General features: G+C 69.1%; 22 protein-coding genes and 2 pseudogenes. 18 read left to right on the top strand and 6 right to left on the bottom strand.

Annotation, left to right across the window (positions count from 1 at the left end; all coding sequences use genetic code 11):
- The first annotated feature begins 43 nt into the window (after positions 1–43).
- From HYQ63_RS08575 to HYQ63_RS08590, 4 genes are read left to right on the top strand one after another with little or no spacing between them, the layout of a single operon-like run.
- Positions 44–1,006: a metal ABC transporter solute-binding protein, Zn/Mn family gene (locus HYQ63_RS08575; RefSeq protein ID WP_179933279.1), complete on the top strand. Its 963-nt coding sequence runs from the start codon at positions 44–46 to the stop codon at positions 1,004–1,006.
- Positions 1,007–1,010: 4 nt separating this feature from the next.
- Positions 1,011–1,934 (top strand): metal ABC transporter ATP-binding protein, encoded by a 924-nt coding sequence (locus tag HYQ63_RS08580; protein WP_257231740.1) that lies wholly within the window; start codon positions 1,011–1,013, stop codon positions 1,932–1,934.
- A complete protein-coding gene (locus HYQ63_RS08585) occupies positions 1,909–2,835 on the top strand; it encodes a metal ABC transporter permease (RefSeq protein WP_179933280.1) in 927 nt (308 codons plus the stop codon). Before HYQ63_RS08580 ends, HYQ63_RS08585 begins: the two co-directional genes overlap by 26 nt.
- Positions 2,832–3,662 carry a metal ABC transporter permease gene (locus tag HYQ63_RS08590; protein ID WP_179933281.1) on the top strand — a complete coding sequence of 277 codons (831 nt, stop codon included), beginning with the start codon at positions 2,832–2,834 and terminating at the stop codon, positions 3,660–3,662. Before HYQ63_RS08585 ends, HYQ63_RS08590 begins: the two co-directional genes overlap by 4 nt.
- A gap of 24 nt (positions 3,663–3,686) precedes the next feature.
- Here the strand turns inward: HYQ63_RS08590 and HYQ63_RS08595 are convergent, their stop codons facing one another.
- From HYQ63_RS08595 to HYQ63_RS08610, 4 genes and pseudogenes are all read right to left on the bottom strand, one after another.
- Complete coding sequence (locus HYQ63_RS08595) at positions 3,687–3,986, bottom strand: hypothetical protein (RefSeq protein WP_179933282.1); 300 nt, start codon at positions 3,984–3,986, stop codon at positions 3,687–3,689.
- Positions 3,987–4,205: 219 nt separating this feature from the next.
- Positions 4,206–5,275: pseudogene (locus HYQ63_RS08600) on the bottom strand (integrase core domain-containing protein).
- 174 nt (positions 5,276–5,449) lie between these two features.
- A complete protein-coding gene (locus tag HYQ63_RS08605; RefSeq protein ID WP_179933283.1) occupies positions 5,450–6,316 on the bottom strand; it encodes a Cof-type HAD-IIB family hydrolase in 867 nt (288 codons plus the stop codon).
- A 24-nt stretch (positions 6,317–6,340) separates the two neighbouring features.
- The gene (locus tag HYQ63_RS08610; protein ID WP_179933284.1) at positions 6,341–7,540 is read right to left on the bottom strand and encodes an ROK family transcriptional regulator; all 1,200 of its coding nucleotides are present in this window, start codon (positions 7,538–7,540) and stop codon (positions 6,341–6,343) included.
- Positions 7,541–7,922: 382 nt separating this feature from the next.
- Here HYQ63_RS08610 and HYQ63_RS08615 point away from each other — a divergent pair, with 382 nt between their 5' ends.
- From HYQ63_RS08615 to HYQ63_RS08655, 9 genes are all read left to right on the top strand, one after another.
- A complete protein-coding gene (locus HYQ63_RS08615) occupies positions 7,923–9,437 on the top strand; it encodes an aldehyde dehydrogenase family protein (protein ID WP_179933285.1) in 1,515 nt (504 codons plus the stop codon).
- A gap of 18 nt (positions 9,438–9,455) precedes the next feature.
- Positions 9,456–11,066: a GMC family oxidoreductase gene (locus HYQ63_RS08620; RefSeq protein WP_179933286.1), complete on the top strand. Its 1,611-nt coding sequence runs from the start codon at positions 9,456–9,458 to the stop codon at positions 11,064–11,066.
- Between the two features lie 270 nt (positions 11,067–11,336).
- Positions 11,337–13,046, top strand: a complete 1,710-nt coding sequence (locus HYQ63_RS08625) for a sodium:solute symporter family protein (RefSeq protein ID WP_179933287.1) — start codon at positions 11,337–11,339, stop codon at positions 13,044–13,046.
- A gap of 14 nt (positions 13,047–13,060) precedes the next feature.
- A complete protein-coding gene (locus HYQ63_RS08630; protein ID WP_179933288.1) occupies positions 13,061–13,360 on the top strand; it encodes a hypothetical protein in 300 nt (99 codons plus the stop codon).
- Positions 13,361–13,587: 227 nt separating this feature from the next.
- Positions 13,588–14,325 (top strand): glucose 1-dehydrogenase, encoded by a 738-nt coding sequence (locus tag HYQ63_RS08635; RefSeq protein WP_179933289.1) that lies wholly within the window; start codon positions 13,588–13,590, stop codon positions 14,323–14,325.
- A gap of 74 nt (positions 14,326–14,399) precedes the next feature.
- The gene (locus HYQ63_RS08640) at positions 14,400–15,890 is read left to right on the top strand and encodes a CoA-transferase (protein WP_179933290.1); all 1,491 of its coding nucleotides are present in this window, start codon (positions 14,400–14,402) and stop codon (positions 15,888–15,890) included.
- 18 nt (positions 15,891–15,908) lie between these two features.
- A complete protein-coding gene (locus HYQ63_RS08645; protein ID WP_179933291.1) occupies positions 15,909–16,715 on the top strand; it encodes an enoyl-CoA hydratase/isomerase family protein in 807 nt (268 codons plus the stop codon).
- Positions 16,712–17,881, top strand: coding sequence for a dihydrodipicolinate synthase family protein (locus tag HYQ63_RS08650; RefSeq protein ID WP_179933292.1), 1,170 nt, complete (start codon positions 16,712–16,714; stop codon positions 17,879–17,881). The genes HYQ63_RS08645 and HYQ63_RS08650 overlap by 4 nt, the downstream gene beginning before the upstream one ends.
- The gene (locus HYQ63_RS08655; protein WP_179933293.1) at positions 17,878–18,702 is read left to right on the top strand and encodes a sugar phosphate isomerase/epimerase; all 825 of its coding nucleotides are present in this window, start codon (positions 17,878–17,880) and stop codon (positions 18,700–18,702) included. The genes HYQ63_RS08650 and HYQ63_RS08655 overlap by 4 nt, the downstream gene beginning before the upstream one ends.
- A gap of 657 nt (positions 18,703–19,359) precedes the next feature.
- Here HYQ63_RS08655 and HYQ63_RS08660 read toward each other — a convergent pair.
- Together HYQ63_RS08660 and HYQ63_RS08665 are read right to left on the bottom strand one after the other, a co-directional pair.
- Positions 19,360–20,655 (bottom strand): DUF1479 domain-containing protein, encoded by a 1,296-nt coding sequence (locus HYQ63_RS08660; protein ID WP_179933294.1) that lies wholly within the window; start codon positions 20,653–20,655, stop codon positions 19,360–19,362.
- A 148-nt stretch (positions 20,656–20,803) separates the two neighbouring features.
- Entirely contained in the window at positions 20,804–21,100 is a 297-nt protein-coding gene (locus tag HYQ63_RS08665) for an SDR family oxidoreductase (RefSeq protein WP_257231742.1), read from the bottom strand.
- 15 nt (positions 21,101–21,115) lie between these two features.
- Between HYQ63_RS08665 and HYQ63_RS08670 the strand changes: the two genes are divergently transcribed.
- The 5 genes and pseudogenes from HYQ63_RS08670 (at position 21,116) to HYQ63_RS08685 (ending at position 24,502) form a co-directional block, all read left to right on the top strand.
- Positions 21,116–21,949, top strand: coding sequence for an alpha/beta fold hydrolase (locus tag HYQ63_RS08670; protein ID WP_179933295.1), 834 nt, complete (start codon positions 21,116–21,118; stop codon positions 21,947–21,949).
- Between the two features lie 230 nt (positions 21,950–22,179).
- Positions 22,180–22,962: pseudogene (locus HYQ63_RS08675) on the top strand (aminotransferase class I/II-fold pyridoxal phosphate-dependent enzyme); the annotation flags it as partial.
- A gap of 47 nt (positions 22,963–23,009) precedes the next feature.
- Complete coding sequence (locus HYQ63_RS45930) at positions 23,010–23,264, top strand: aminotransferase class I/II-fold pyridoxal phosphate-dependent enzyme (protein ID WP_373689044.1); 255 nt, start codon at positions 23,010–23,012, stop codon at positions 23,262–23,264.
- Between the two features lie 529 nt (positions 23,265–23,793).
- On the top strand, positions 23,794–24,219 hold the full coding sequence (locus tag HYQ63_RS45935) for a hypothetical protein (protein ID WP_373689204.1): 426 nt from the start codon (positions 23,794–23,796) through the stop codon (positions 24,217–24,219).
- Positions 24,131–24,502, top strand: a complete 372-nt coding sequence (locus HYQ63_RS08685; RefSeq protein WP_179933298.1) for a tyrosine-type recombinase/integrase — start codon at positions 24,131–24,133, stop codon at positions 24,500–24,502. The genes HYQ63_RS45935 and HYQ63_RS08685 overlap by 89 nt, the downstream gene beginning before the upstream one ends.
- The last annotated feature ends 18 nt before the right edge of the window (positions 24,503–24,520 follow it).

Consider the following 24,520-nt stretch of genomic DNA (forward strand, 5'->3'; position numbering starts at 1 on the left):
TCTAGCGTTCCCGGTGTTCGCCCCGCACCGAGGAGACCGTGTCATGAGATCTTCCATATCCCGCCGCCGCCCTCGCGCCCTCGCCGGAGGTGTGGCCGCCGCAGCCGTACTCGTCGGCACCAGCGCCTGCTCCACCGCTTCCTCCGGCGCAGCCGACGGCTCCGCTTCCGGTAAAGCGGCCTCCGGTAAGGCGATCGAGGTCGTGGCGGCGGAGAACTTCTGGGGCAGCATCGCCCAGCAGCTCGGCGGGAGCCACGTACACGTCAAGAGCATCATCGACAACCCCGCCGCCGATCCCCACGACTACGAGCCGACCGCGGCCGACGGGCGCGCCGTGGCCACCGCCCGGTACGCCATCGTCAACGGCATCGGCTACGACGCCTGGGCCGACAAGCTGCTCTCAGCCAACCCCGGCAGCGGCCGCACCGAGCTCAAGGTCGGCGACCTCGTCCACCTCAAGCCCGGTGGCAACCCCCACCGCTGGTACTCCCCGGCCGATGTCCGCCAGGTGATCGAGAAGATCACCGCTGACTACAAGAAGATCGACCCGGATCACGCCGCCTCCTATAACGCGCGGAAGAAGACGTATCTGGACACCACACTGGCTCCGTACAACAGGCTGGTGTCCCACATCAAGACCACCTACAAGGGCACCTCCATCGGTGCCTCCGAATCCATCGCCACGCCGCTCGCCCAGGGTCTCGGCCTGAAGATGCGCACCCCCGCGTCGTTCCTCGACGCCATCAGCGAGGGCACCGACCCCACGGCCGAGGACAAGAGCGCCATCGACCGGCAGATCAAGAACAAAGAGATCAAGGTCTACGTCTACAACAGCCAGAACTCGACCCCCGACGTGCGGGCTCAGGTGAAGGAGGCAAAGGCGGCCGGGATCCCGGTGGCCACGGTGACCGAGACCCCCACCCCGGCCCGCGTCTCGTTCCAGGACTGGCAGGTCCGCCAGCTCAAGGGCATAGAGAGGGCCCTGGCGCAGGCGAAGGGTGAATAGGGCGATGAAGACGATGGCCCGGATACGCGAGGCGGTGCGACACCGTGTCCCGCCGCACGCCACCACGCTCACCGGACCACGCCGCTGCGGTGGCGGAGATGTCGCGTCCCTGCGCGGGGCGGCCGTACGGGTCGGCGGACGCACGCTGTGGTCCGGAGTGGACCTGGACGTCGGTGCCGGAGAGTTCATCGCCGTCCTCGGCCCCAACGGCGCGGGCAAATCCACCCTGGTCAAGGTGATTCTCGGAGCGCTCCCCGTCGCCGCGGGCGAGGTACGCGTGCTGGGCGAGGCGCCGGGCCGGTCCGGGCACCGGATCGGTTACCTGCCGCAGCGTCGCAGCTTCGACCCGTCGTTGCGGATCCGGGGCATCGACGTGGTGCGCATGGGGCTGGACGGCGACCGGTGGGGCGTGCCGATGCCTTTGCCCGCGCGGTTCAGTGCGCGGCGCCGGGCGGCCCGCGACCGTATCGCCGAGGTTATCGATCTGGTCGGGGCGAGCGCGTACGCCCATCGGCCGATCGGCGCGTGCTCCGGCGGCCAGCAGCAGCGGCTGCTGATCGCCCAGACGCTGGTGCGGGAGCCCGAACTCCTGCTGCTGGACGAGCCGTTGGACAGCCTGGACCTGCCCCACCAGGGCGCGGTGGCGGAGCTGATCGGGCGGATCTGCCGCGATCGCGGTGTCAGCGTCCTGATGGTCGCCCACGACATCAATCCGATCATGCCCTGGCTGGACCGGGTGCTCTATCTTGCCGAGGGCGGTGCGGCGTCCGGGCCGCCCCGGGAGGTCATCACCACACCGACACTCTCGCGGCTGTACGGGACGCCGGTGGAGGTCCTGCGCGCCTCCGACGGGCGATTGGTCGTGGTCGGTGGCGGGCACGGCACGCAGGGAGGGGGAGGCCATGGCCATCACCCTGAGTCTGGCTGACACGTACCCGGCCTGGTCCTGGAACCCGGTGACCGACCTTCGGGCCATGTGGGCGTTCCCCTTCATGGTCAACGCCTTCCGGGCCGGGACCATCGTCGCCGTACTGGCCGCCGTCATCGGCTGGTACATGGTGCTGCGCCGGCAGAGCTTCACCGGCCACACGCTCGCCCAGGTCAGCTTCCCCGGCGCGGCCTGCGCCACGTTGCTGGGAATCGCTCCGGTCGTCGGTTACTTCACCTTCTGCGTCGGTGCCGCCCTCGTCATCGCCGCCATTCCGCGCGCCGGACAGGGAGGCAACGGGCAGGAGGCGGCCCTCACCGGCACGGTCCAGGCATTCGGACTGTCCTGCGGCTTCCTCTTCGTCGCCCTGTACAAGGGGTTCCTCGGCGGGATCAACTCCCTGCTTTTCGGCAGCTTCCTCGGCATCACCACCACTCAGGTGTCCGTCCTGGCGGCGGTGGCGGTGGGAACGCTCGCCACGCTGGCGCTCATCGCCCGACCCCTGCTGTTCGCCTCCATCGACCCCGATGTGGCCGCCGGGCGCGGAGTGCCGGTGCGCGCCGTGTCCGTGGCGTTTCTTCTGCTGCTCGGCGTGGCCACGGCGGCGACCAGCCAGATAACCGGCGCGCTCCTGGTCTTCGCTCTGCTGGTGATGTCCCCCGCCACCGCCCAACAGCTCACCGCCCGCCCTGCCGCGGGTTTGGCCCTCTCGGTGCTGATCGCGCTCGCTGTGACGTGGGCGGGGCTGATCGCCGCCTACTACTCGCCGTACCCCATCGGGTTCTACGTGACCACCTTCGGCTTCGCTGCGTACGTGTCGGCCCGGCTCGCGCGACTGCTCGTGCGGGATTTCCGCCGGGACCGCCGGGCTACGGCCGGCTTCGTGGGTGGTGCGGTATGAGTGCCCTCGGCCACCCCTACTTCGTGCACGCGCTGCTCGCCGGGACGGCGATCGCCGCGGCAGCGGGCCTGGTGGGGTACTTCCTGGTGCTGCGGGCCCAGGTCTTTACCGGCGATGTGCTCGGCCACGTCGCGTTCACCGGATCACTGGCGGCGCTCGCGCTCGGCTACGACATGCGGCTGGGGCTTTTCGCCGCGACCGCCGTGTTCGCCGTGCTGATCGGCTCACTCGGTCGCCGGGGCCGCTCGGACGACGTGGCCATCGGCAGTGCCTTCTCCTGGATCCTGGGCTTGGGCGCCTTCTTCCTCACCCTGTACACCACACGCGGCGCCGCCCACGGAACCGCCGGGGTGACCGTTCTGTTCGGCTCTATCTTCGGCCTGTCGGCGGAGCAGGCACGCATGGCGGCTTTGGTGGCCGCCGGAGTCTGCGCAGGAGTGGCCCTGCTCGCCCGCCCACTGCTGTTCGCCTCTGTCGACGAGGCGGTGGCCGCCGCGCGCGGTGTGCCTGTACGGGCGCTGGGCCTGGTGTTCCTGGTGCTGGTCGGAGCCTCCGCCGCCGAGGCCACCCAGGCGGTCGGCTCGCTGCTGCTGCTCGGCCTGCTCGCCGCTCCCGCGGGAACCGCCCACCGGCTCAGCACCCGTCCTTACCACGCCCTGGCCCTTTCGGCGAGCCTGGCCGTGGCCGAGGTGTGGGCGGGACTGGCGCTGAGCTACGTGGTGCCGCGGCTGCCGCCGAGCTTCGCCATCCTGGCCGTCGCCACGGTCGTCTACGCCGCGGCGCTCATCACCGTGCGGCGGAGTTCGATCGAGGTCGGCACGGTGTGATGAGCGCACTCGCGGCAGATGCGGTCAGTGGTCGTCCCAGTGACCCTCGTGGGCGGCGTGGCGATGTCCGTCGTGGACGTAATCCACATGGTTCCCGTGCGGGACGGCGACGTGGCCGCAGCCGTCGCGGTGCTCATGGTCGTGGCCTTCATGGACGGTGTGACCCGCGGGTTCGCACTCGTCGACGTGGTCGTTGTGTGCGCGGTGGAGGTGGCCGTCGTGGACGTAGTCGGTGTGGTCCTGATGCGGTACGGCGACGTGGCCGCACGCACTGCCGTGCTCGTGGGGGTGATCGGTGTGGGGCATGTGCGTGGAGGTGGTCATGAGGGCCTTCTTTCTCCCCCCTTGGTTCCCCTCGCATTCTGCATCCGGGCCACCGTCCGTGCCATCCCCGGCCGCCGGAATTCTGGTCGGCCCGGCGCGCCGTGCTACCGGATGGCCACGAGAACGTGACTGTGCCCGTACTGCCACACCGCGCCCTGAAGGGTGTCAATATTCCGATCAGGCTGCTGAGCTTGGCGTTCCCTGTCGATGGTGAGGCAATCAGAGTGGCGTGGTGTGGTACTCGTTGAGCAGTCCACCGAGTACCTGGCGGCGCCTGATTGTGCCAGCAGGTAGGGGGATGATGTTCGGGTCGTCGTCTGGGGCCCGTAGGTCCAGGCTGCGGTGGGCGCGTCCCGCGTTGTAGTGCTCGGCATACGTGGTGAGGACCGTGCGCAGATGTCGTTCGCCGGTGATGAGGAATCGGTCGGTGCACTCGGTGCGGGCTGTGCGTATCCATCGTGCGGCGAATGCGTTTGACCGGGGGCTCTGAGGCGGTGTTGGGATGACGGCGGTGCCGTTGCCGGCGAAGACGGCGTCGAACGCGGCGGTGAACTTGCTGTCCCGGTCACGGATGAGGAACCGGAAACACCCGGCCCGTCGCCGAGGTCCATGAGCAGATTGCGGGCGAGCTGATTGACCCATGCGCCGGTCGGGCGTGTGCTGACGCCCAGGACATGGACGCGCCGGGTGGCAATCTCCATGACGAAGAAGACATAGAGGCGCTTGAGGAAGACGGTCTCCACGTGCATGAAGTCGCAGGCAAGCAGCGTGTGAGCCTGGGAGCGCAGGAAGGAGCGCCAGGTCTGCTGGGAGGCTCGCTGCGGCGCGGGCGGTAGGCCGGAGCGGCGCAGGACGCGCCGGATCGTGGCGGCGGCGACCCGATGCCCGAGCCGTCGGAGCTCGCCTTGGATTCTGACGTATCCCCAGGTGGGGTTCTCTCGCGCCAGGCGCTGGATGAGCGCTGCAGTCTCTTCCGACAGCGGTGGCCGTCCGGGTCCGGTTGGGGTTTGGCGCCATTTCCAGCGCACCAGACGACGGTGCCAGGTCAGCAGCGTGCCCGGAGTGACTAGCCGATGACGACGCAAGGCGGGTGGTAGCTGGCGGGCGAGGGCGGAGAGCACGGCACGATCGGCCCATGAGAGCTTTGGCCGCTTGATCTGCCGGCGCAGCACGGCGACCTCATGGCGAAGCGCGAGGATCTCGGCGCTGTACGCGGCGGTCGATCGGCCCAGCAGGAGGAGGCAGCCCAGTAGTCGGCAGAAGATCAGGTAGAGCAGTCGCAGACCCACAATCACTGATCATGCCCATACTCGGAGGACCACGAAGCCCCAAGTCAACCACCGTACGCCAATAAAGACACCCTTCAGCCAGCGGCACGTGGTTGTGGACAAGCTCGGTCTGTTGCTGGCCGTGATGGTCACCGCGGCGAGCGACCTTCGACGCCCACCGGGTCGCCCGGGCCCTCACTCGCCCGGCAGGCTCAGCAGGCGGGTGATCGTGCGCAGGACGCCGTTCTCGTTGTTGGACGGTGCCAGATACCGGGCCCGGCGGATGACGTCCGGATGGGCGTTGGCCATGGCGAACGCCCACTCGGCGGCGTCCAGCATTTCCAGGTCGTTGAGGTAGTCGCCGAACACCACCGTCTGCGCGGGCGTGATGCCGAGATCTCGCTGGAGCCGGCCTATGGCGGCGCCCTTGTTCGCGGTGAGGTTCATGACGTCGATCCAGTGCTCACTGGAGACGACGACCTGGTGAGTGGCAGTGAACGACTCCAGGGCCGGGGCGGTGATCCGTGCGGCCGGTCCAAAGTCAAAGAGCGCGACCTTGATGATCTCGTCCTCGACCGCGGTGACGTTGGCGACGATCTGAAGCCGGGTGTAGTACTTCCGCACCTCCGCCAGAAACGGTTCGTCGGTCCGCTCGACGTAGGCGGACCGCTTCCCGCACACGACGGCGCCCACATCCACGCCGTCGTCCGCGAGCTGCCGTACGGTCTTGGCCACCCGGGCGGCGACGGCGGGATCCAGCGGGTCGGAGCTCAGCTCCACACCGTCACGTACGACGTAGGTGCCGTTCTCGGCGATGAACACCATGCCGTTCTCCGCACCGGCGAACTGCTGGACCAGCGTGGCGTACTGACGGCCGCTCGCGGGGCTGAAGAGGACGCCACGTTGCCGCAGTCGGGCCAGCACCCGTCCCAGCTCCCGGGGGACTTCCCCGGCGTCGTCGAGGAGGGTGCCGTCCATGTCGGTGACGATCAGCCTGATGTCGGCACGCGGGTTCGCCAACGCAGGCACGGTGAGGTCGGGCTCGTACGAGAAGGCGGGCATGGTGTCCTGTTCGTGTATGCGGTCTCAGGCTCCCTGGGCCTGGCTGTGCAGATCACCCCGGGCGCGACGCAGAGCGACGGCGAGGGCGCCGCGCAGGGGCGCTGCGTCGCCCAGGGCGCCGGCCTCGACGGGCGGGGGCAGGGGCGCGAGACCGTTCACGGCTGCGCGGACGGGTTCGAGCAGGGCGGGGTGGCTGCCGATGGGTCCGCCGAGGAGGACCACTTCGGGGTCGACGACCGCGCAGACGGTGGCGATGGCCTCGCCGATGGTGCGGCCTTCCTCTTCAACGACGGCGCGTGCCTCCGCATCGCCCTCGTCGGCGCGCTGGAGGATCTCGCGGGCGACGGCCACGGAATCCAGGCTGTCGGTCGGTGACAGCTGCCGCGGGCGGAACCCCGCTGCCGCGACGGCGCGGGCGAATCCGTGCCGCAGATGGGTGCCGGGGGACTCGGAACCCATGCCGAGGTAGCCGATCTCGCCGGCCACCCCGCGTGCGCCCCGGATGAGATGGTCACCGATGACCAGCCCCATGCCCATGCCGGCGCCGATGAAGACGTAGACAAAGCTATCGGCGTCGCGTGCCGCGCCGTGCCAGCGCTCGGCCACGGCGGCGAGGTTGACGTCGTTCTCCACCAGCAGCGGGGCGTCGGTCAGGCCGGCCAGGGCTTCCTGGGGCTGGAAGAGGCCCTCCGGGTAGGGCGTGTCCTCCAGCGGGATCACGGCGGAGGTCATGGGATCGACGGGGTTGGCGACGGAGACTCCGACGGCCAAGGGGTTTCCGTGGCCGACGGTTCCCTGGTCGATCGCCCCGGTGATGATGGAGCGCAGCTGCCTGGCGATGTGGTCCGGGTCGCGGGGCTGCGCGGGTTGGTGCGTGCTCTCCAGGAACGGGCGGCCGAAGAGGTCAGCGGCGCACAGCCTGATCTCGCTCGGATGGAGGTCCACGGCGATGACGAAGCCCGCGTCCGCAGCTACCTGGTAGTAGGTACCAACCCTTCCCTGCCGGCCACGCTGTTCTCCAGCGGGCAGCAGCAGCTTCATCTCCTCCAGGCGGCGTACGGATTCCGAGACGGTGGTCTTGGAAATCCCTGTCCGCTGCGCGATCTCCGCTCGGGTGATGGGCGCGTGCTCGAACACGGTGTCCAGCACGATCTGGTCGGTCAGTTCGCGCAGCAGGGTCATGCTGGGCAGAGCCGCGCCGGCGAGCTCTCGACGGATCTCCATCGCACCTCATTGTCGTCCGTTGTCGTCGGACCTCTTGTCGCCCCATGTCGTCGCTGTTACCTTATCGCGAAATCCCTAGTAAGGACCCCTTCCTAACTAGGCGCGGTTTACGAGATCGACCAAGCGTCGAAACGTGGCCCACCAGCAGCAGTGCGACGTGGGTGCCGACTGCCAGGACGAGGCGGAGATCCCGCGAGACGGCCAGGAGCGCGTGCCCTCGGTACCACCGACCCGGTGGGGCTCCATGCCCGGCCGACGGCCCGGCACCCAGCCCCCAGCAGATCCAGTCACTACGGCCGCCCGGCGGCCCCAGGCCCCGAAGGGACTCGATCACCATGACGCAGCCGCCCCAGACAGCACAGCACGGACGGAAGGCACCTCGATGAACGCCACGACCACCCCGGCGGCACCCGGCAGCCTGCGTGCCTACGGCCATTACCTGGACGGACGCTGGACCCCTGCGCCCGAGCAGGGAGAGGGTATCGAACGCGTTGCCCCCGGAAGCGGCGGCCGTGTGGCGGCCCGGTTCGCCTCCGGCACCGCCGACGACATCGCGGCCGCGGTCCACGCCGCCCGGCGGGCCTTCGACGCCGGCCCCTGGCCGCGGATGACCGGCATGGACCGCGGTCGGGTATTGCTGCGCCTGGCCGCGCTCCTGCGGACACACTCTGAGGACTTCGCGCACCTGGAAGCCGAAGAAGTGGGCAAGCCGCTCCAGCTGGCCCGCGGGGACGTGGCCGGATGCGTCGAGATGTTCGAATACGCCGCCGGCCTGGCCATGGCCGCGCGCGGAGACGTCCACACCAACCTTGGCGAGGACTTCACGGCTTGGACGGTACGCGAGCCGGTCGGTGTCGTCGGGATGATCACTCCGTGGAACTTCCCGCTGCTCCAGGTGGCACAGAAGCTGCCCTTCGCCCTCGGCGCCGGCTGCACCGCTGTGATCAAACCCTCCGAGTTGACCTCCAGCACCACCCTGGAGCTCGCCCGCCTGGCAGAGCAGGCCGGTGTCCCCGCGGGCGTGGTCAACGTGGTCACCGGTTACGGCAAGGACGTCGGGCAGCCGCTGGCGGAGAGCGGCGGCATCGACCAGCTGTCCTTCACTGGCAGCACCGCCACGGGTCGGGCCATCATCACCGCTTCCGCAGCCCACGCCACGCGCCTGTCCCTGGAACTCGGCGGCAAGGCAGCCAGCGTCGTCTTCGCCGACGCCGATCTGGAGGACGCCCTCGACGGCGTGCTGTTCGGTGTCTACTTCAACCAGGGTGAATGCTGCGTGTCCGGCGCTCGGCTGCTGATCGAGGACGGCATCGCCGACGACTTCGTCGCCCGGCTGGTCGACCGCGCGGGCCGCATTCGCGTCGGCGACCCGTTCGACGACGGCACCGAGGTCGGTCCGCTGATCAGCCAGGACCACGTCGAGAAGGTCCTCGGCTACCTCAGCGGCGAGATCCTCGGGGACGCGCGGATCGCCGTCGGCGGCAGCGTGCTGAACGACGACGCGCATGGCAGCGGCGACTACCTGGCTCCGACCGTCGTCGACGGCGTACATCCCGACAGTCGGCTGTTCCGTGAGGAGATCTTCGGGCCTGTCCTGACCGTCACCCGATTCCGCGACTTCGAGGAGGCCATGGACTTGGCCAACGCCGTCGAGTACGGCCTGGCCAACACGGTGTGGACCAAGGACGTCGACAAGGCCATACGGGCCGCGCGCCGACTGCGCAGCGGTCGGCTGTGGATCAACACGACCATCGACGGCTCCGTCCAACTACCCGCTGGCGGCATGGGCGCCAGCGGCTATGGCCGTGAGATGGGACAGGCCGGGTTCGACGAGTTCACCGAGCTGAAGTCGGTCCAGCTGCGCACCGGTGCGCGCACCCCCTTCTTCCGCGACTGACGGCAGGGATACACACTCATGTCCACCCAGCACACCGAGTTCGACTACATCATCGCCGGGGGCGGAACCGCGGGCTGTGTGCTCGCCAACCGCCTCTCCGCGGACCCGGGCGTCAGCGTCCTGCTGATCGAAGCCGGTCCCACCGACCGCAACCCCCTCATCCATGTCCCCGCCGGTTTCGCGAAACTGACCGCCGGCCCCTACGAGTGGGGCTACCTCAGCCAGCCGCAGCGGCACTGCGACGGACGGGAAATCCCACTCGCCCAAGGCAAGGTGATCGGCGGAGGCGGGTCCATCAACGCCCAGGTGTTCACCCGCGGCACCCGCGAGGACTACGACGAGTGGGCAAAGACCTACGGTTGCACCGGATGGGGCTTCAACGACATCCAGCCCTACTACCTGCGCTCCGAGGGCAACGACCGGCTCTCCGCACCCTGGCACGGCACCGACGGCCCACTGGGGGCCTCCGACCCGGTCAACCCCCACCCGCTGTCCCGGGCCTTCGTCAAGGCAGGCCAGGAGTTCGGACTGCCGTACAACAGCGACTTCAACGGCGAGCACCAGTACGGCGTCGGCCTCTACCAGAACACCACGCGGAACGGACGGCGTTGCAGTGCGGCCGTGGCTTATCTGCATCCGGCCCGCAAGCGCCTCAACCTCACCGTGAGGACCGGCCACCTCATCGGCCGCATCCTGCTGGAGGGCACCCGCGCGGTGGGCGTCATGACCAGCAACGGCCATTCCCTGCACCGCTTCCGGGCCCGAAAGGAGGTCATCGTCTCGTCCGGCACCATCGGGTCCCCCAAGCTCCTGCAGCTCTCGGGCATCGGAGACCCCGCCGACCTGCGAGAAGCCGGTATCGAGGTGCGCCACGCCTTGCCTGGGGTGGGCAAGAACCTGCACGACCACTGCGACCTCGACATCATCTACCAGCTCAAGGCATACCAGAGCATGGACCGCTTCGACCGTCCCCGGCCGGCCACGGTGGGCGCGGGCCTGGAATACCTGGCCTTCCGCAAGGGGCCGCTGGCCTCCACCGTCGTCGAGGGCGGCGCCTTCACCTTCGGCGACCGCGACGAAACCACCCCCGACCTGCAGTTCCACTTCCTGCCCGCCGCGGGCGTCGAAGCCGGCATCGCCGCGGTGAGGCCGGGCTTCGGCTGCACCCTCAACTCCTACTTCGTACGGCCCCGCAGCCGCGGTACCGTCCGCATCGCCTCCGCCGATCCCGCGGCGCCGCCCCTCATCGACCCGAACTACCTGGCCGACGACTACGACGTCGAGATGAGCGTGGAAGGCGTTCGGCAGAGCCGCGAGATCATGTCCCAGCCCTCCATGGCCCAGCACATCAAGGCCGAGCATCTGGCCGGCGGGCGGGCGCTCGACTCGAAGGACGACTACATCCGGTTCCTCCGCAGCCACGGCCGTACGTCCTACCACCACGTCGGCACGTGCGCGATGGGCAACTCCGACACCTCCGTCGTCTCCCCCGACCTGAAGGTGCACGGCCTGGACGGCCTGAGGGTCGTCGACGCCTCCGTGATGCCCCGCATCGTCAGCTCCAACACCCAGGCCCCGACCGTCATGATCGCCGAAAAGGCATCCGACCTGATCCTCGACGCGGCCTGAAACCGGCCGACGCACTTCACTCACAGGGCCTTCCCCGCCCATCGAGCCCCACATCATCGCGCCGGACCATCGCATTCCCCTCCGCTCCTCCCTCTCGCCGAACGCGAGGGAATCGCGCCCAGCGTCGTCCGTCGCCCCCCGTGACGGACCGCATCAGAAAGAAGAGCCGAATCATGACCCAAGCCGTACACGGCAGCACGCGGTCTGCCGCAGGACCACCGCCCATGGCCGTTCGGCCGACCCTGAGCCGCGAAAAGGACGGAGGACGCCATGCTCACGCTTGCTGAGGCCAGCCTCCGCCTCGACGCCACACCGATCGACTACCTGCTCATCGCCGTGTACTTCGTATTCGTCCTGGGGATCGGCCTCCTGGCACGGCGCAGGGTCGCCTCCAGCCTGGACTTCTTCCTCTCCGGACGTTCGATGCCCGCGTGGGTCACCGCCCTGGCGTTCATCTCGGCGAACCTCGCCGCGGTGGAGCTGATCGGCATGACCGCCAACGGCGCCCAATACGGCATGCCCACCATGCACTACTACTGGATCGGGGCCATCCCGGCCATGGTGTTCCTGGGCCTGGTCATGATGCCGTTCTACTACGGCTCCAAGGTACGCAGCGTCCCCGAATTCCTGCTGCGGCGCTTCGGCCCCTTCGCCCACCTCGTCAACTCCATCAGCTTCGCCGTCGCCCAGGTCCTCATCGCCGGCGTGAACCTCTACGCGCTGTCGACCGTCGTGAACGTGCTGCTGGGGTGGCCGACCTGGGTGTCGATCATCGCGGCGGCCATGGTCGTCCTCGCGTACACCGCCCTCGGTGGCCTGTCGGCGGCGATCTACAACGAGGTGATGCAGTTCTTCGTGATCCTCGCGCTGCTCGTACCGCTGACCGTCATCGGCCTGCACAAGGCCGGCGGCTGGGACGGGCTGGTCGCGAAGATCAACGGCGGTACGGCCGGAACGGCCCTGCAGGTGGACTCCTGGCCCGGCACCAACATCACAGGCATCGGCGACTCCACGCTCTCGGTCCTCGGCATCGTTTTCGGCCTCGGCTTCGTCCTGTCCTTCGGCTACTGGACGACGAACTTCGCCGAGGTCCAGCGGGCCCTGTCCGCCCGCAGCATGTCCGCCGCCCGGCGCACCCCGCTGATCGGCGCCTACCCCAAGGCGCTGGTCGCCCTGGTCATCATCATCCCGGGCATGCTGGCCGCCGTCCTCTCCCCCGAGCTGGCCAAGCTCAAGGCTGCCAACATGGCCGACCCCCGTGTGCAGGAACTCGGCGGTGTGTCCTTCAACAACGCACTCGAGCTACTGATGCGCGACCTGCTGCCCAACGGTTTGCTGGGCATCGCCATCGCCGGACTACTCGCGGCGTTCATGGCCGGCATGGCCGCCAACGTGAGCGCCTTCAACACCGTGGTCACGTACGACATCTGGCAGACGTACGTGAAGAAGGGCCGCTCGGACCGCTACTACCTGTTGACCGGCCGGGTCGTCACGGTGGCAGGCTGCGTGGTGGCCATCGGAACCGCGTTCATCGCGGGGAACTTCGGCAACATCATGGACTACCTGCAGACGCTGTTCGGCTTCTTCAACGCCCCGCTGTTCGCCACCTTCATCCTCGCCCTGTTCTGGAAGCGGATGACCCCGGCGGCAGGCGGCATCGGGCTCATCGCCGGCACCGTCTCGGCGGTCACCGTCGACCTGCTCAACCGAGGCGGCGTACTCGACCTGTCCGGCCAGGGCGCCAGCTTCCTCGCCGCCACCACGGCGTTCGTCGTCGACATCGCCCTCAGCGTCGCCGTCTCCCTGGTCACCAAGCCCAAGCCGGACAGCGAACTCGTCGGTTTGGTATGGCAGTTGACCCCGCGCAGCAGCCGTACGCACGACGCGACCGGCGAGGACGCCGGCTGGTACCGCAAACCGGTCGTTCTGGGCGGCGGCGCACTGCTGCTGACCGCGGCACTCAACATCATCTTCTGGTGAGAAGGAAAGCTCCGATGCCCGACAGCAACCACCAAGCGACACCGTCCCGCCGCGCCGCCCTGTTCGACCTGCGTATCCTCATCGCCGCCCTATTCACCGTCTACGGAACGGTCCTGACGGTCATGGGCGCGGCAGGAGCCTCGAACGAGGACCTCGAAAAAGCCGGAGGCTGGAACGCCAACCTCTGGAGCGGGATCGCGATGCTCGCGGTCACCGCGGCCTTCGGCACCTGGGCCCTGCTGCGCCCTGTGCGGATCCCCGCACCCGCCGAGCAGGAGCCGACGCCGGACGAGGAGCAGCCCCAGCCGGTCTGACCCGGCCCTTGCACGTCCCGGCCGGACCGCACAGCCCGCCCCGCCGCGGTTCCGGCCGGGACCACCAACCCGAGACGCCCGACTCACCCATGAGCCGACACCGGGCGCCGCACCCCGAGCTTCCGTGCGACGGGGCACCTGACGCACCGAGAACGGGGTTTCCCACTCCCGACAACCACACGACGTAACTGGCGGAATTGGAACCGCCCTCAGACCTTGGAGCTGCAATGAGACTGGCCGGGAAAGCCGCCGTGGTGACCGGCGGCGCCTCAGGAATCGGACGCGCGGTGGTGGAAGCCTTCCTCCGGGAGGGGGCTCGCGTCGGCACCGTCGACCGGGACGCGGAGGCCGCCGAGATCGAGGGGCCGGAGTTCGCCGTCATCGGGGACGCAGGGGCCCCGCAGACCTGGCAGCAAGTGGAGGACCAGGTCACAAAGCACTGGGGAGGGCTGGACGTCCTGGTCAACAACGCCGGCTACGGGATCCGCGCCTCGGTGACCGACACCTCGTGGGAGGACTGGCAGACGATTCTGACGACCAACGTCAGCAGCGTCTTCCTCGGCTGCCGCACCGCGATCACGCTCATGCGCAAGACGGGCGGCGGCAGCATCGTCAACATGGCATCCGTCGCGGGCCAGATCGGCATGTCCGAACGGGCCGCGTATTGCGCCACCAAGGCCGCGGTCGTGGGTCTGTCCAAGGCGATGGCCGTGGACCACGCCAACGAGGGCATCCGGGTCAACTGCGTTGCGCCCGGCACGACCGACACTCCGTATTTCTCGAAGATCTCCGCGCACCTGGCCGATCCCGACGCCTACCGGGCAGACCTGGCCGCCCGGCAACCGCTGGGACGGCTCGGCCGGCCCGAGGAGATAGCCGCCGCGACGCTCTTCCTGGCCTCCGAGGAGTCCTCGTTCGCGACCGGCTCCGTCCTGACCGTCGACGGCGGAATGAGCGTCTGGTGAGCACCGCACCCCGAACCCCGAGCCCCGCGAAGACAGCGGCCCCGCGCCTCTGCGAGCCGGCTGAGCTGGCACGGATGGTGCCCGACGGAGCGACCGTCGCCATCACCGGCGCCGGCGGCGGCGTGATCGAGCCGGAGGCGGTCTTCGCCGCGCTGGAGCAGCGTTTCCTCAGCGAGACCCTCCCCCGCGACCTGACGCTGGTGCACGCCCTCGGTGTCGGGGACCGGCAGCAGCGGGGCACCAACGCGTTCGCCCACCCCACGATGGTGCGCCGGGTCATTGGCGGCCACTGGACCTGGTCACCGGAGATGACACGGCTCGCGGCCGACGAGGAGATCGAGGCCTACGTCCTGCCCGGCGGCGTGATCAGTCTGTTGCTGCGCGAGATCGGTGCCCGCCGCCCCGGCCTGATCACCACGACCGGCCTGGGCACGTTCGTCGACCCCCGCCAGTCCGGCGGCCGGGCCAACGCCTCCGCCAAGGACGCCCTCGTCGAACGGATCGAGTTCGACGGCCAGGAATACCTGCGCTACCGCCCGTTCCGCGTGGACGTCGGCATCGTCCGGGGCACCGCCATCGACCCGAACGGCAATGTCACCCTGTCCGGTGAAGCCGCGCAGCTCGACGCCTTGGCGGTCGCCCAGGCCGCCAAGGCGTCCGGCGGCATCGTCCTGGCCCAGGTGCAGCGGCGGCTGGACACGCCGCTCAATCCCCGGGACGTGCATCTGCCGCGCTTCCTCCTCGACGCGGTCGCCGTCGTGCCCGAGCAGCGGCAAACGTACCTCGGGGCCCACGACCCCGCCCTGTGCGGAGACGCACCGGCTCCTCCGTACGAGCCCGCTCCCGCCGCATCGCCCGTCCGCAGGCTGATCGCCCGCCGCGCGGCCGAAGAGGTGCGCACCGGAGACGTGATGAACCTCGGCTTCGGCATCTCCAGTGAGGTCGTCGACGTCCTGGCCGAACAGCACCGGCTGGGCGAGGTCACGACCTGCATCGAACAGGGGCACACCGGCGGCACCCCGCTGTCCGGCGACATGTTCGGCGTCTGCAGCGGCGCGGAGATCACCGTACCGTCCACCACCCAGTTCGACTTCTTCGCCAGCGGTCTGCTGGACGCGACGTACTTGGGCATGGCCGAAGTCGACGCGAGCGGATCGGTCAATGTCAGCCGCATCGGCGGGGGCATCATCGGCCCCGGCGGCTTCATCGACATTTCGCAGTCGGCCCGACGTGTGGTCTTCTGCGGCCAGTTCACCGCCAAGGGCACCCGCATGACGGTGGCCGACGGCGCCCTGCGCATCGATCGCGAGGGTGAGGTCGGCAAGTTCGTCCAGGCCGTCGACGAAGTGACCTTCTCCGGCCCGCAGGCGCTGGCCCGCGGGCAGGAGGTCCTCTACGTCACCGAGCGCGCCGTCTTCCGCCTCGTCCCCGACGGTGTCGAGCTGATCGAAATCGCGCCAGGGATATCCGTCGACCGCGATGTCCTGCCGCACATGGGCTTCATTCCCATCGTCCGGGACCCGCGGGTCATGGATCCGGCCCTGTTCACCACCAGCACCCGCTGAGCCCTCCAGGAGGCAGCCATGGACCTGCGCAGGCAGGGACCCGTCGCCCACATCACCTTCGACCGGCCCGAGAAACTGCACGCGATGGACGCGGCCGGCTGGACCGGCCTGACCGAGCGGCTTCGGGAGGCCGGAGCCGACCCGGCGGTACGCGCCGTCGTCCTACACGGCTCACCGCGCGCCTTCTGCGCGGGCAACGACATCGACGAGTTCTTCCGGCTCACCACTCCCCAGCAGGCCCGCGACTACTTCATCGGCCTGGTGCTGCCGGCCATGCGGGCCGTCGTCGAATGCGACGTGCCCGTCATCTCCGCCGTGCGCGGCCGTGCCATCGGCGGCGGAGCCGAGATCGTCCTGGTGAGCGACCTCGCCATCGCCGGGACGAACGCCACCTTCCGCCTGCCCGAGGCCCGGATCGGCGTCTGGCCCACGGTCTTCGCCGCCGTCGCTCCGTACACCCTCGCCCACAAGCCCGCCGGCCTGCTGTCCCTGACCACTCGGCAACTCGACGCGGACACGGCTCTGCGCTGCGCCGTGGTGCACGAGGTCGTCGACGACCAGGACGTCGATACGGCAGCGGAGCGCCTGGCGGAAACGATCGCCGAAGGCAGCCGCGACGCCATACGCCACACCAAGAGGTTCGCCACCGCACGGCTGCGCACCGACGGCATGAGCGCCGTCCACGACGCGCTCGCCGCGCTCGCCGATGACACGCTCTCCGGCCCGGATGCCGCCGAAGGAACCCGGGCCTTCCGGGAGAAGCGCACCCCGTCGTTCGCCGTCGCCCCGCCATCCGCCCTGCCCACCGTCAGGAGCCTGCCGTGACCCGCACCCTCCACCTGCCCGTATCCGCCGGTGGGCTGCAACCCTATACACCCGGCCACGCCTTCGGGCCTTACACGCCTCCGCGCAGCCCCTTGACCAGCCGCGTCGCCTACGCCGCGGCCCACGTCGTCGCCGACGCGCACGCGGAACAGCCTCCCGGCTCGCCCGCGGTGCTGGACTGGGACCGCACCCTGGCCTTCCGGCACGAGCTGTGGCGGTGGGGTTTCGGTGTCGCCGAGGCCATGGACACCGCCCAGCGCGGCATGGGCCTGGACTGGCCCACCGCCGCCGAACTCATCCGCCGGTCGGCCGCCGACGCCCGCTCGGTCGGCGGCCGGATCGTGGCCGGCGTGAGCACCGACCAGCTCACCGCGCCACAGCCGTCCCTCGACGACATCACTGCGGCCTACCTCGAACAGCTCGCCGTCGCCGAGGAGGCCGGAGCCACCGCAGTGGTGATGGCCAGCCGCGCCCTGGCCTCCGTGGCGCGCACCCCCGAGGACTACCTCACCGTCTACGACCGCATCCTCAGCCAGGTCTCCCAGCCCGTCGTGCTGCACTGGCTCGGCGACATGTTCGACCCCCGACTCCGAGGCTACTGGGGGTCGGTGGACCTCGACGCCGCCACAGAGACCGTCCTCACGATCATGCACGCCCATGCCTCGAGGATCGACGGCATCAAGCTGTCACTACTGAACGCCGACCGCGAACGCGCGCTGCGCCGCCGTCTCCCCGTGGGCGTACGCCTGTACACCGGCGACGACTTCAACTACAGCGACCTCATCCTCGGCGACGCCGACAGCGGCCACAGTGACGCCCTCCTCGGCGTATTCGCCGCCATCGCTCCCGCGGCCTCTCAGGCCCTGCAGGCGCTGGACAAGGGTGACGTTGACGCCTATCGGGCCCTGATGGAACCGACCGTCCCCCTCGGTCGGCACCTCTTCGAGACGCCCACCTTCCACTACAAGACCGGGGTGGTCTTCCTCGCCTGGCTGGGTGGCCACCAGGACCAGTTCACCATGATCAACGGGGCACAGACCAACCGCTCGCTCATCCATCTCGCTCAACTCTTCCGCCTGGCCGACCAGACCGGACTGCTGCGCGATCCGGATATCGCCGCAGGCCGCATGTACTCCTTCCTCGAACTCCACGGAGCCACCCGATGAGCGAGCTGAGCCGTTTCTCCTTCAACTCCGAGACGGCCAAGTACTGGCCGCTGCACGAGCTCATCGACACTGCGGCACGGCGCGGTCTGGGCGGGGTGGGCCTGTGGCGGGAGCCGGTCCAGGAAGCCGGGATCGACCGTGTTGCCCGGCAGGTTCGCGCTGCGGGTCTGCTGGTGACCAGTCTGTGCCGGGGTGGCTTCTTCCCCGCCACTGATGCCGCCACCCGTCAGCAGCACATCGAGGACAACCGCCGGGCGCTCGACGAGGCCGCACGCCTCGGCGCCCAGACGCTCTGCCTGGTCTGCGGGGGTCTGCCGTCCGGCAGCCGGGACCTGGCCGGAGCACGGCAGATGGTCGCCGACGCGATTGCCGAACTAGCCCCGGAGGCCGGTGACTTGGGTGTCGTACTCGCCATCGAGCCGATGCACCCCATGTACTGCTCCGACCGCAGCGTCATCTCCACCCTGCGCCAGGCCCGGCTCCTCGCCGAGCAGTTCCCGGCCGAACAGGTGGGCGTTCTCGTGGACGCCTACCACGTCTGGTGGGACCCCGACCGCTTCAACGAACTGGCACTGCTCGGGGAACGCATCGCCGGCTTCCAGGTCTGCGACTGGACCGTCCCGTTGCCCGCTGGCGTACTCACCGGCCGCGGCATGATCGGCGACGGCTGTATCGACCTCCGCCGACTGCGCCAAGCCGTGGAGCACAGCGGATACCGTGGCCTCACCGAGGTCGAAATCTTCAACTCCGCGCTCTGGCAGCAGCCCGGCGAGGAGGTCTTCGACCTTGCCTGTGAACGGTACCTCGCCCACGTCGCCTAGCCTCTCCGACAGCGGCTCTCGGTCATCTGATGCATCGCGAGCGGCAGGACCAGCGCCCGCTCACAGCGATACACCGCCAGGCATAGTCGTTGCGCCAAGACCGGCGACAGCACGTTCCCAGGCACGCACTCCACGTGATCAATGCGGTCATAGATGACTTGAGCTGCATGTTCACCTACCAGACAGGTTGCCTGAGCTGATCGGTTTCGTTGTGCGTGTGAAGGCAATAGCTGACGCCAACCACGCGAGCCCGTGCGCGTCGAGCCGACTACTTGATCAGCACCGCGCTGGCGCAGCACCCCCAGCCGAACAGCCCAGCCAATGGGGTGGCCAGCACCCCTGCACATGAACCGTGCGCCACGGCGCGGACCTCGCAGTTGGGGTCTCAGGACGGTGCCGGTGCTCAAGGTAGTGGCGCTTAATTTTTTGGATTATTTCGGCCCGTCTCACCCCTCTGACCAGTTAGACAGGACGCCTTACCAAATGTGGGGCGACGATCCTTCAGTGCTTGGCGGCGACCCCGCGGGCCCGGGCGGAGCAGGCGCATACGCAGCAGGTCCTGGCGCTCGGCGAGCCCCAGGACCTGCATGTTTCGTATATGCGGTGATGGCGTGTGGCCGGAGCCCCCTCCTCGGTGGCCCTCATCATCACCTCGACTCAGTCCAGACCGAGCCCTCGGCGACCGGCGTCGTTGAGCTGGTCGAGGGTGAAGCGACCGGCCCAGGAACGCTCGTAGTGCTCCTCGGGGAAATCGCTCGGGCTGGACCCGGTCACGAACGCCTCCCGCACATGCGCGGCATACTCCTCGTTGCGCGGGCACCAGGGGGCCGCGGGGATGTACATGACGTTGCCCCAGCCCTTCTGCTTCTTCACCGGCGCGACACTGTGGATCATGTCGCAGTGCCACCACACCGAGTCCCCGGGCTGCACGTCGGGGATGCCGGTGAGAGCCTCCATGAGCAGCGGGTGCCACTTCTCATTGGCCGGGAAGACCTGATTGACCGTGACTCCGCACATGTCGTCCTCGGGCACGTCCGGCAGCAGCGGGCGCAGCATGAGGTAGGCCATGGCCTCGGGGATCGGGACCGTGTGCAGGACGCCCTGGTCGTGCCCCATCTCCGACAGCGCGGTCCAGCCCTGGAAGGTGCGGAAGGCCGAGCACATCGTCGAGCCCGGGTACGTCGGGCCCGCGGTGCGGTGGGCGGCGTCCCAGGGGTCGTACTGCTCAACGGCGCCGTCGAAGAGGTGCCGGAACGCCTTTTGGTATGCCTCGGTCATCCACAGGTCCAGCGTGCCGGGATCACAGTGGGTGCCCAGGCCGCCGGAGTCGGATCCCGGCGGGCGGCGGCGGATGCGGTCGGGGTACAGGGCGTCACGCTCGGGGTCGAACCATTGCACCCCATCCGACTCGTGCTTCCAGAACGAGTTCAGGAAGGACTGCACGCGAGCCATGCGGCGGCTCTGCCGGACCTCCATCTGCGCCTGGGACCAGTAGATCGGGTAGATCTCGGGCTTGGAGCCGACGCTGCCGAAGAAGTCGTCGCCGGGGCCGGCATAGTTCTCGAAGAACTTGTTCCGCTCGACGTAGTCGACGATGTCCGCGTCCCACGCCATGGCCTGCTCACGGGGGAAGTGGCCGCGCACCACCAGACAGCCGCGCTTCTTCAGCTTGGCCATCCGGTGCGGGGTTACCGTGCCGCTTTCGATGTCGGCGTAGTCGATGACCGGCCAGACACTCTCTCCGCGCTCCTTCTCGGCCTTGATCTCGGCCACGCGGGCGGCGACCCGCCGCTCGACCGCGGCGAAGACCTCCTCCACACTCCGGCCCGATGCCTCTATACGGGTCCGCAGAGCGACCTTGATCTCACGGATCGCAGCGGGCAAGTCCTCTGGAACGGTCTCCCAGTGGGGCAGGGCTTCGGCGGCCTGCTCCCCATGGGCGGTGATGGTCATACTGAACCTCTTTGGTCAGGTGTCCTAACTGTTTCTCGAAGGTAACATCATCCACCATCTTTTAGGCAAGCCTCCTGACTAGCTTGCTGCACATCTTGTTGCCAGGTGCGGAGACGTGGCTCTCGATGTGCACCACGACCTGGTGCCTTCACACGAGCGGGCGCATCTGCCGCGCCAGTCGACGAACGCCGGGCAAAGTCTGCTGCGACCATGGCCAGCATTCCCGTCGGATGGCGTCGCAGCCGGTGTGCAGGAGTTGCTCGACGGCGGCGGCGACCTCATCGGCGGTGAGCATGGGTGTACCCGCGGCCCGTAACCGGTCCCGCCCCACCGCGGTCAGTGGGGTGTCGACCAGACCCGGGCAGACGGCACTGAGGCGGATTCCCTCCCTGGAGAGCGGACCGGGCAGGGCCCGGACCAGACCGATGACCGCGTGCTTGGTCATGATGTAAAGAAGACCATGACTGCCCATGCTCCCCGCCAGGCCCACGTCACCTCCACCGACGGCACAAAGATCGCCGTCACGATCACCGGCCAGGGCCGCCCTCTGGTTGTATCTCCGGGCGCCCTCAACGCCGCCCAGGACTGGCAGGTCCTTGCCGATCTGCTGGCCCCGCGCTTCGCCACCTACGCGATCGACCGCCGCGGCCGGGGTGCCAGTGGCGACAACGGTGAGCACACCATCCAGCGGGAGGCCGACGACATCGCCGCCGTCCTCGGCCTCGCCGGGCCCGACGCGATCCTGCTCGGCCACTCCTACGGCGGACTGGTCACCCTCGCCCACGCCCTGCACCAGCCCCCGGCGGCTTTCATCCTCTACGAGCCCCCGATCCCGCTGGGCGGCCCTGTCGGCGGCGACGCCATCGCTCCCTTCGAGGAGGCCGTCCAGGCCGGCGACCTCGACCGAGCCCTCACCCTCGGGCTGCGGAACTTCCTGCGGTTTCCCGAGGAAGCCATCGAGGAGTTCCGTCAGACCCCGTTCTGGGCCATCCGCGCGTCCATGACCCCGACATGGGCCCGCGAGATGCGTGCGATGGACAGCTTCGGCGACGACCTTGCCCGCTTCGCGGCCCTCGACATCCCGACGCTCCTCGTGATCGGCGAACTCAGCCCCCGCTGGCTGACGGACGTCTCCCGCCGCCTGCACCAGGCCCTGCCCGACGCCCGACTCGTCGAGATCCCCGGCGAAGCCCACGACGCCTTCCTCACCGGCCCCCACGCCCTCGCCGACGCCATCGCTGCTTTCGCTGGCGGCCTGCCTTGCCTGCTTAAGCCTTTGCGCGAGCAAGATTAGTCACGGGCCGCCGGACCCCCGCCGACCCCGGATTCGTTCGCAGAACCCGTTCTCACTCAAAAGCGGGACGGACCCCTTCTGAGACTTGCGCGCAGGGGGGCTACTTGTCACTTCGCCGTAGCTTCGGGAGACAGGGCCTTCGCCGTGGCCGCCAAGGCCGAAGCACTACGGGCCCAGGGCGCGGACGTCGTCACGCTCGCCGCCGAGAGCCCCAGTCGGCCACCAGCGCCGTGGTCGTGGAGACCGCCGTCGCCGCCCTACGCGACCCCACCACCCACCACTACGGGACGGCCCAGGGCGGCCCCGCCCTGCGCGCACTCGTCGCCACCGCCATCGCCGACGACACCGGGCTCTCTTGGAGCGCGGACGACGTCCAGATCGCCCTCGGCGTCAAGCACGCCCTCTTCGTCGCCACCCAGGCTCTGATCGACGCAGGCGACGAGGTCCTGGTCGCCGCGCCCGGCTGGCCCGGACATGCCGAGGTCGTCACCGCCGCCAGCGGCATCGCCGTCCCGGTCGCCACCGACGGCGAGTTCCGTATCTCGGCCGAGGTTCTCGACGGCTGCCGCACCCCGCGCACACGGGCGGTGCTCCTCTCCAGCCCCGGCAACCCCACCGGCGTTGCGTACCCAGAGGCCCGGCTGAGGGAGATCGCCGACTGGGCGGAGCAGCACGGCATGTGGGTCATCAGTGACGACATCTACCGGGCGTTCGACTACACCGGGACCTACCGGTCGATCCTGCGGGTGGCTCCGCAGCTGCGCGGCCGTACCGTCGTCGTGGGCGGAGTGCCCAAGGAGCACGCCATGACAGGCTGGCGCGTCGGCTGGCTCGCGGCACCGCCGGAGATCATCGCCTCGGCGCGGCTCCACGTCTCACGCGCCATCACCCACGTCCCGACGGTCAACCAGCGTGCCGCGCTCGCCGCCCTGGGCGACACCGGCACCCCTATCGAGGCCGCCGGCAATTATCGGCGCCGGCGCCCGCTACTGGTGGAGGCGCTGAACGGGATCGACGGCATCGACTGCCCGCTGCCCGCTGCCCGCTGCCCGACGGCGGCATGTTCGCCTTCCCCGACGTCAGCACGCTCCTCCGTGACCGGGATTGGTCCAGCAGCGCCGAGCTCGCTGCCTGGCTCCTCGACACCGCCCATCTCGCCGTCGTACCCGGCGAGGCGTTCAACGCGCCCGGACGCATTCGCGTGTGCTTCGCTGTCGACGACGACACGCTGATCACCGCGATCGAACGACTGCACACCGCCCTCGGGCCCACGCGCCACGAGTCGGCCGCACCACAGCTGGAGGAGGCCCGATGAGCCCCCTGAGGAAACTCGAACGGCACATCATCGCGCTTGGCACACTATTTATTCCTTTGCAGCAAGATCGACAGACCATCCGCACTTGTCGCCCCGCCAAGGGATCACCGCAGGTCAGGAGGACTCCAGATGCCGTTGTGGTCGCATGTGGTCGCAGGATTGCCCAGGCCGTGCGCGACAATGGGCGTAGCGGTTCAATGTGCAACTTTTGGAAGCGATCACCATGCGCTCCGCCACCGCTCGCGGGCGTGTCTACCGCCGGTGCGGCTGCCGGGACCAGCAGGATAAGCAGCTCGGCTCACGCTGTCCACGGCTCCCCGGCGAGTCTGATCACGGCACCTGGACCTTTGCCGTCGATCTCCCCTCTCCCGCTCATCGCCGTCGTACCGTTCGCCGCGGCGGCTTCCCCACCCAGCACGATGCCTCGGATGCTCTGCGGCGGCTGGTCGCCAGCGACGGCGACGGGTTCTTCGCCGATCCGAACCAAACGGTCGGCGACTACCTGACTGCCTGGCTCCAGGCCATGGCCATGACGCTGAAACCGACCACCATGGCCCGCTACCGTGCCTACGTCCAGGCCGACCTCGTCCCCGCCCTCGGACACATCAAGCTCGACGACCTCGGCTACGCACACATCGCCGCCTTCGTGCGGAACCAGTTCGCACACGGCCGCGGGCCGGTCACCGTTCACCGGATCCTGGCCACCCTCTCCAGCGCCCTCGGCGAAGCCGTCAGACACCGCCGCCTCGGCCGCAATCCCGCCCGGCCCACGATCATCCCCCGCCCCGCGGCAGCCGAACGCCACATCTGGGCCGTCCAGGACGCCCTCACCTTCCTGCGGTACAGCCATACGGCCGACCCGCCTCATGGCCGATCTGGTCGAGCTGCTGATCGGCACCGGCATCCGCAAGGGAGAAGCTCTCGGACTGCACTGGGAGGACGTCCACCTCGATGAGCGCGTCCTCTATATATGCCGCACGCTCTCCGCGATCGACAACAACCAGCTCGCGCTGACCACACCCAAGACCCGCGGCAGCAAGAACTGGGTCGCCATCTCCGACCGCGTCGCCACCGCCCTCCGCCACCGCGTCCGGGAGAAGTGCTCCTCGACGGCACAGGGGCTCCAGGGCTACTTCGTCTTCCACCGCCCCGACGGCAAGCCACTCCACCCGCAATACGCACTCAACCGCTTCCACCTACTGTGCCGAGACGCCCACGTACCGGGCACAACCAGCTGACCATCATCAGGCGGCCCA

It is taken from the genome of Streptomyces sp. Rer75 (assembly GCF_013414305.1).
GTDB lineage: Bacteria > Actinomycetota > Actinomycetes > Streptomycetales > Streptomycetaceae > Streptomyces > Streptomyces himastatinicus.

Coding starts and splice junctions, on each gene's coding strand:
- HYQ63_RS08625 (WP_179933287.1), top strand. CDS start 11,337: ATGCTCACGCTTGCTGAGGCCAGCCTCCGCCTCGACGCCACACCGATC.
- HYQ63_RS08580 (WP_257231740.1), top strand. CDS start 1,011: ATGAAGACGATGGCCCGGATACGCGAGGCGGTGCGACACCGTGTCCCG.
- HYQ63_RS08645 (WP_179933291.1), top strand. CDS start 15,909: ATGGACCTGCGCAGGCAGGGACCCGTCGCCCACATCACCTTCGACCGG.
- HYQ63_RS08685 (WP_179933298.1), top strand. CDS start 24,131: ATGGCCGATCTGGTCGAGCTGCTGATCGGCACCGGCATCCGCAAGGGA.
- HYQ63_RS08660 (WP_179933294.1), bottom strand. CDS start 20,655: ATGACCATCACCGCCCATGGGGAGCAGGCCGCCGAAGCCCTGCCCCAC.
- HYQ63_RS08670 (WP_179933295.1), top strand. CDS start 21,116: ATGACTGCCCATGCTCCCCGCCAGGCCCACGTCACCTCCACCGACGGC.
- HYQ63_RS45930 (WP_373689044.1), top strand. CDS start 23,010: ATGTTCGCCTTCCCCGACGTCAGCACGCTCCTCCGTGACCGGGATTGG.
- HYQ63_RS08620 (WP_179933286.1), top strand. CDS start 9,456: ATGTCCACCCAGCACACCGAGTTCGACTACATCATCGCCGGGGGCGGA.
- HYQ63_RS08575 (WP_179933279.1), top strand. CDS start 44: ATGAGATCTTCCATATCCCGCCGCCGCCCTCGCGCCCTCGCCGGAGGT.
- HYQ63_RS08655 (WP_179933293.1), top strand. CDS start 17,878: ATGAGCGAGCTGAGCCGTTTCTCCTTCAACTCCGAGACGGCCAAGTAC.
- HYQ63_RS08590 (WP_179933281.1), top strand. CDS start 2,832: ATGAGTGCCCTCGGCCACCCCTACTTCGTGCACGCGCTGCTCGCCGGG.
- HYQ63_RS08585 (WP_179933280.1), top strand. CDS start 1,909: ATGGCCATCACCCTGAGTCTGGCTGACACGTACCCGGCCTGGTCCTGG.
- HYQ63_RS08640 (WP_179933290.1), top strand. CDS start 14,400: ATGGTGCCCGACGGAGCGACCGTCGCCATCACCGGCGCCGGCGGCGGC.
- HYQ63_RS08665 (WP_257231742.1), bottom strand. CDS start 21,100: ATGACCAAGCACGCGGTCATCGGTCTGGTCCGGGCCCTGCCCGGTCCG.
- HYQ63_RS08630 (WP_179933288.1), top strand. CDS start 13,061: ATGCCCGACAGCAACCACCAAGCGACACCGTCCCGCCGCGCCGCCCTG.
- HYQ63_RS08615 (WP_179933285.1), top strand. CDS start 7,923: ATGAACGCCACGACCACCCCGGCGGCACCCGGCAGCCTGCGTGCCTAC.
- HYQ63_RS08610 (WP_179933284.1), bottom strand. CDS start 7,540: ATGGAGATCCGTCGAGAGCTCGCCGGCGCGGCTCTGCCCAGCATGACC.
- HYQ63_RS08605 (WP_179933283.1), bottom strand. CDS start 6,316: ATGCCCGCCTTCTCGTACGAGCCCGACCTCACCGTGCCTGCGTTGGCG.
- HYQ63_RS08635 (WP_179933289.1), top strand. CDS start 13,588: ATGAGACTGGCCGGGAAAGCCGCCGTGGTGACCGGCGGCGCCTCAGGA.
- HYQ63_RS45935 (WP_373689204.1), top strand. CDS start 23,794: ATGACGCTGAAACCGACCACCATGGCCCGCTACCGTGCCTACGTCCAG.
- HYQ63_RS08595 (WP_179933282.1), bottom strand. CDS start 3,986: ATGACCACCTCCACGCACATGCCCCACACCGATCACCCCCACGAGCAC.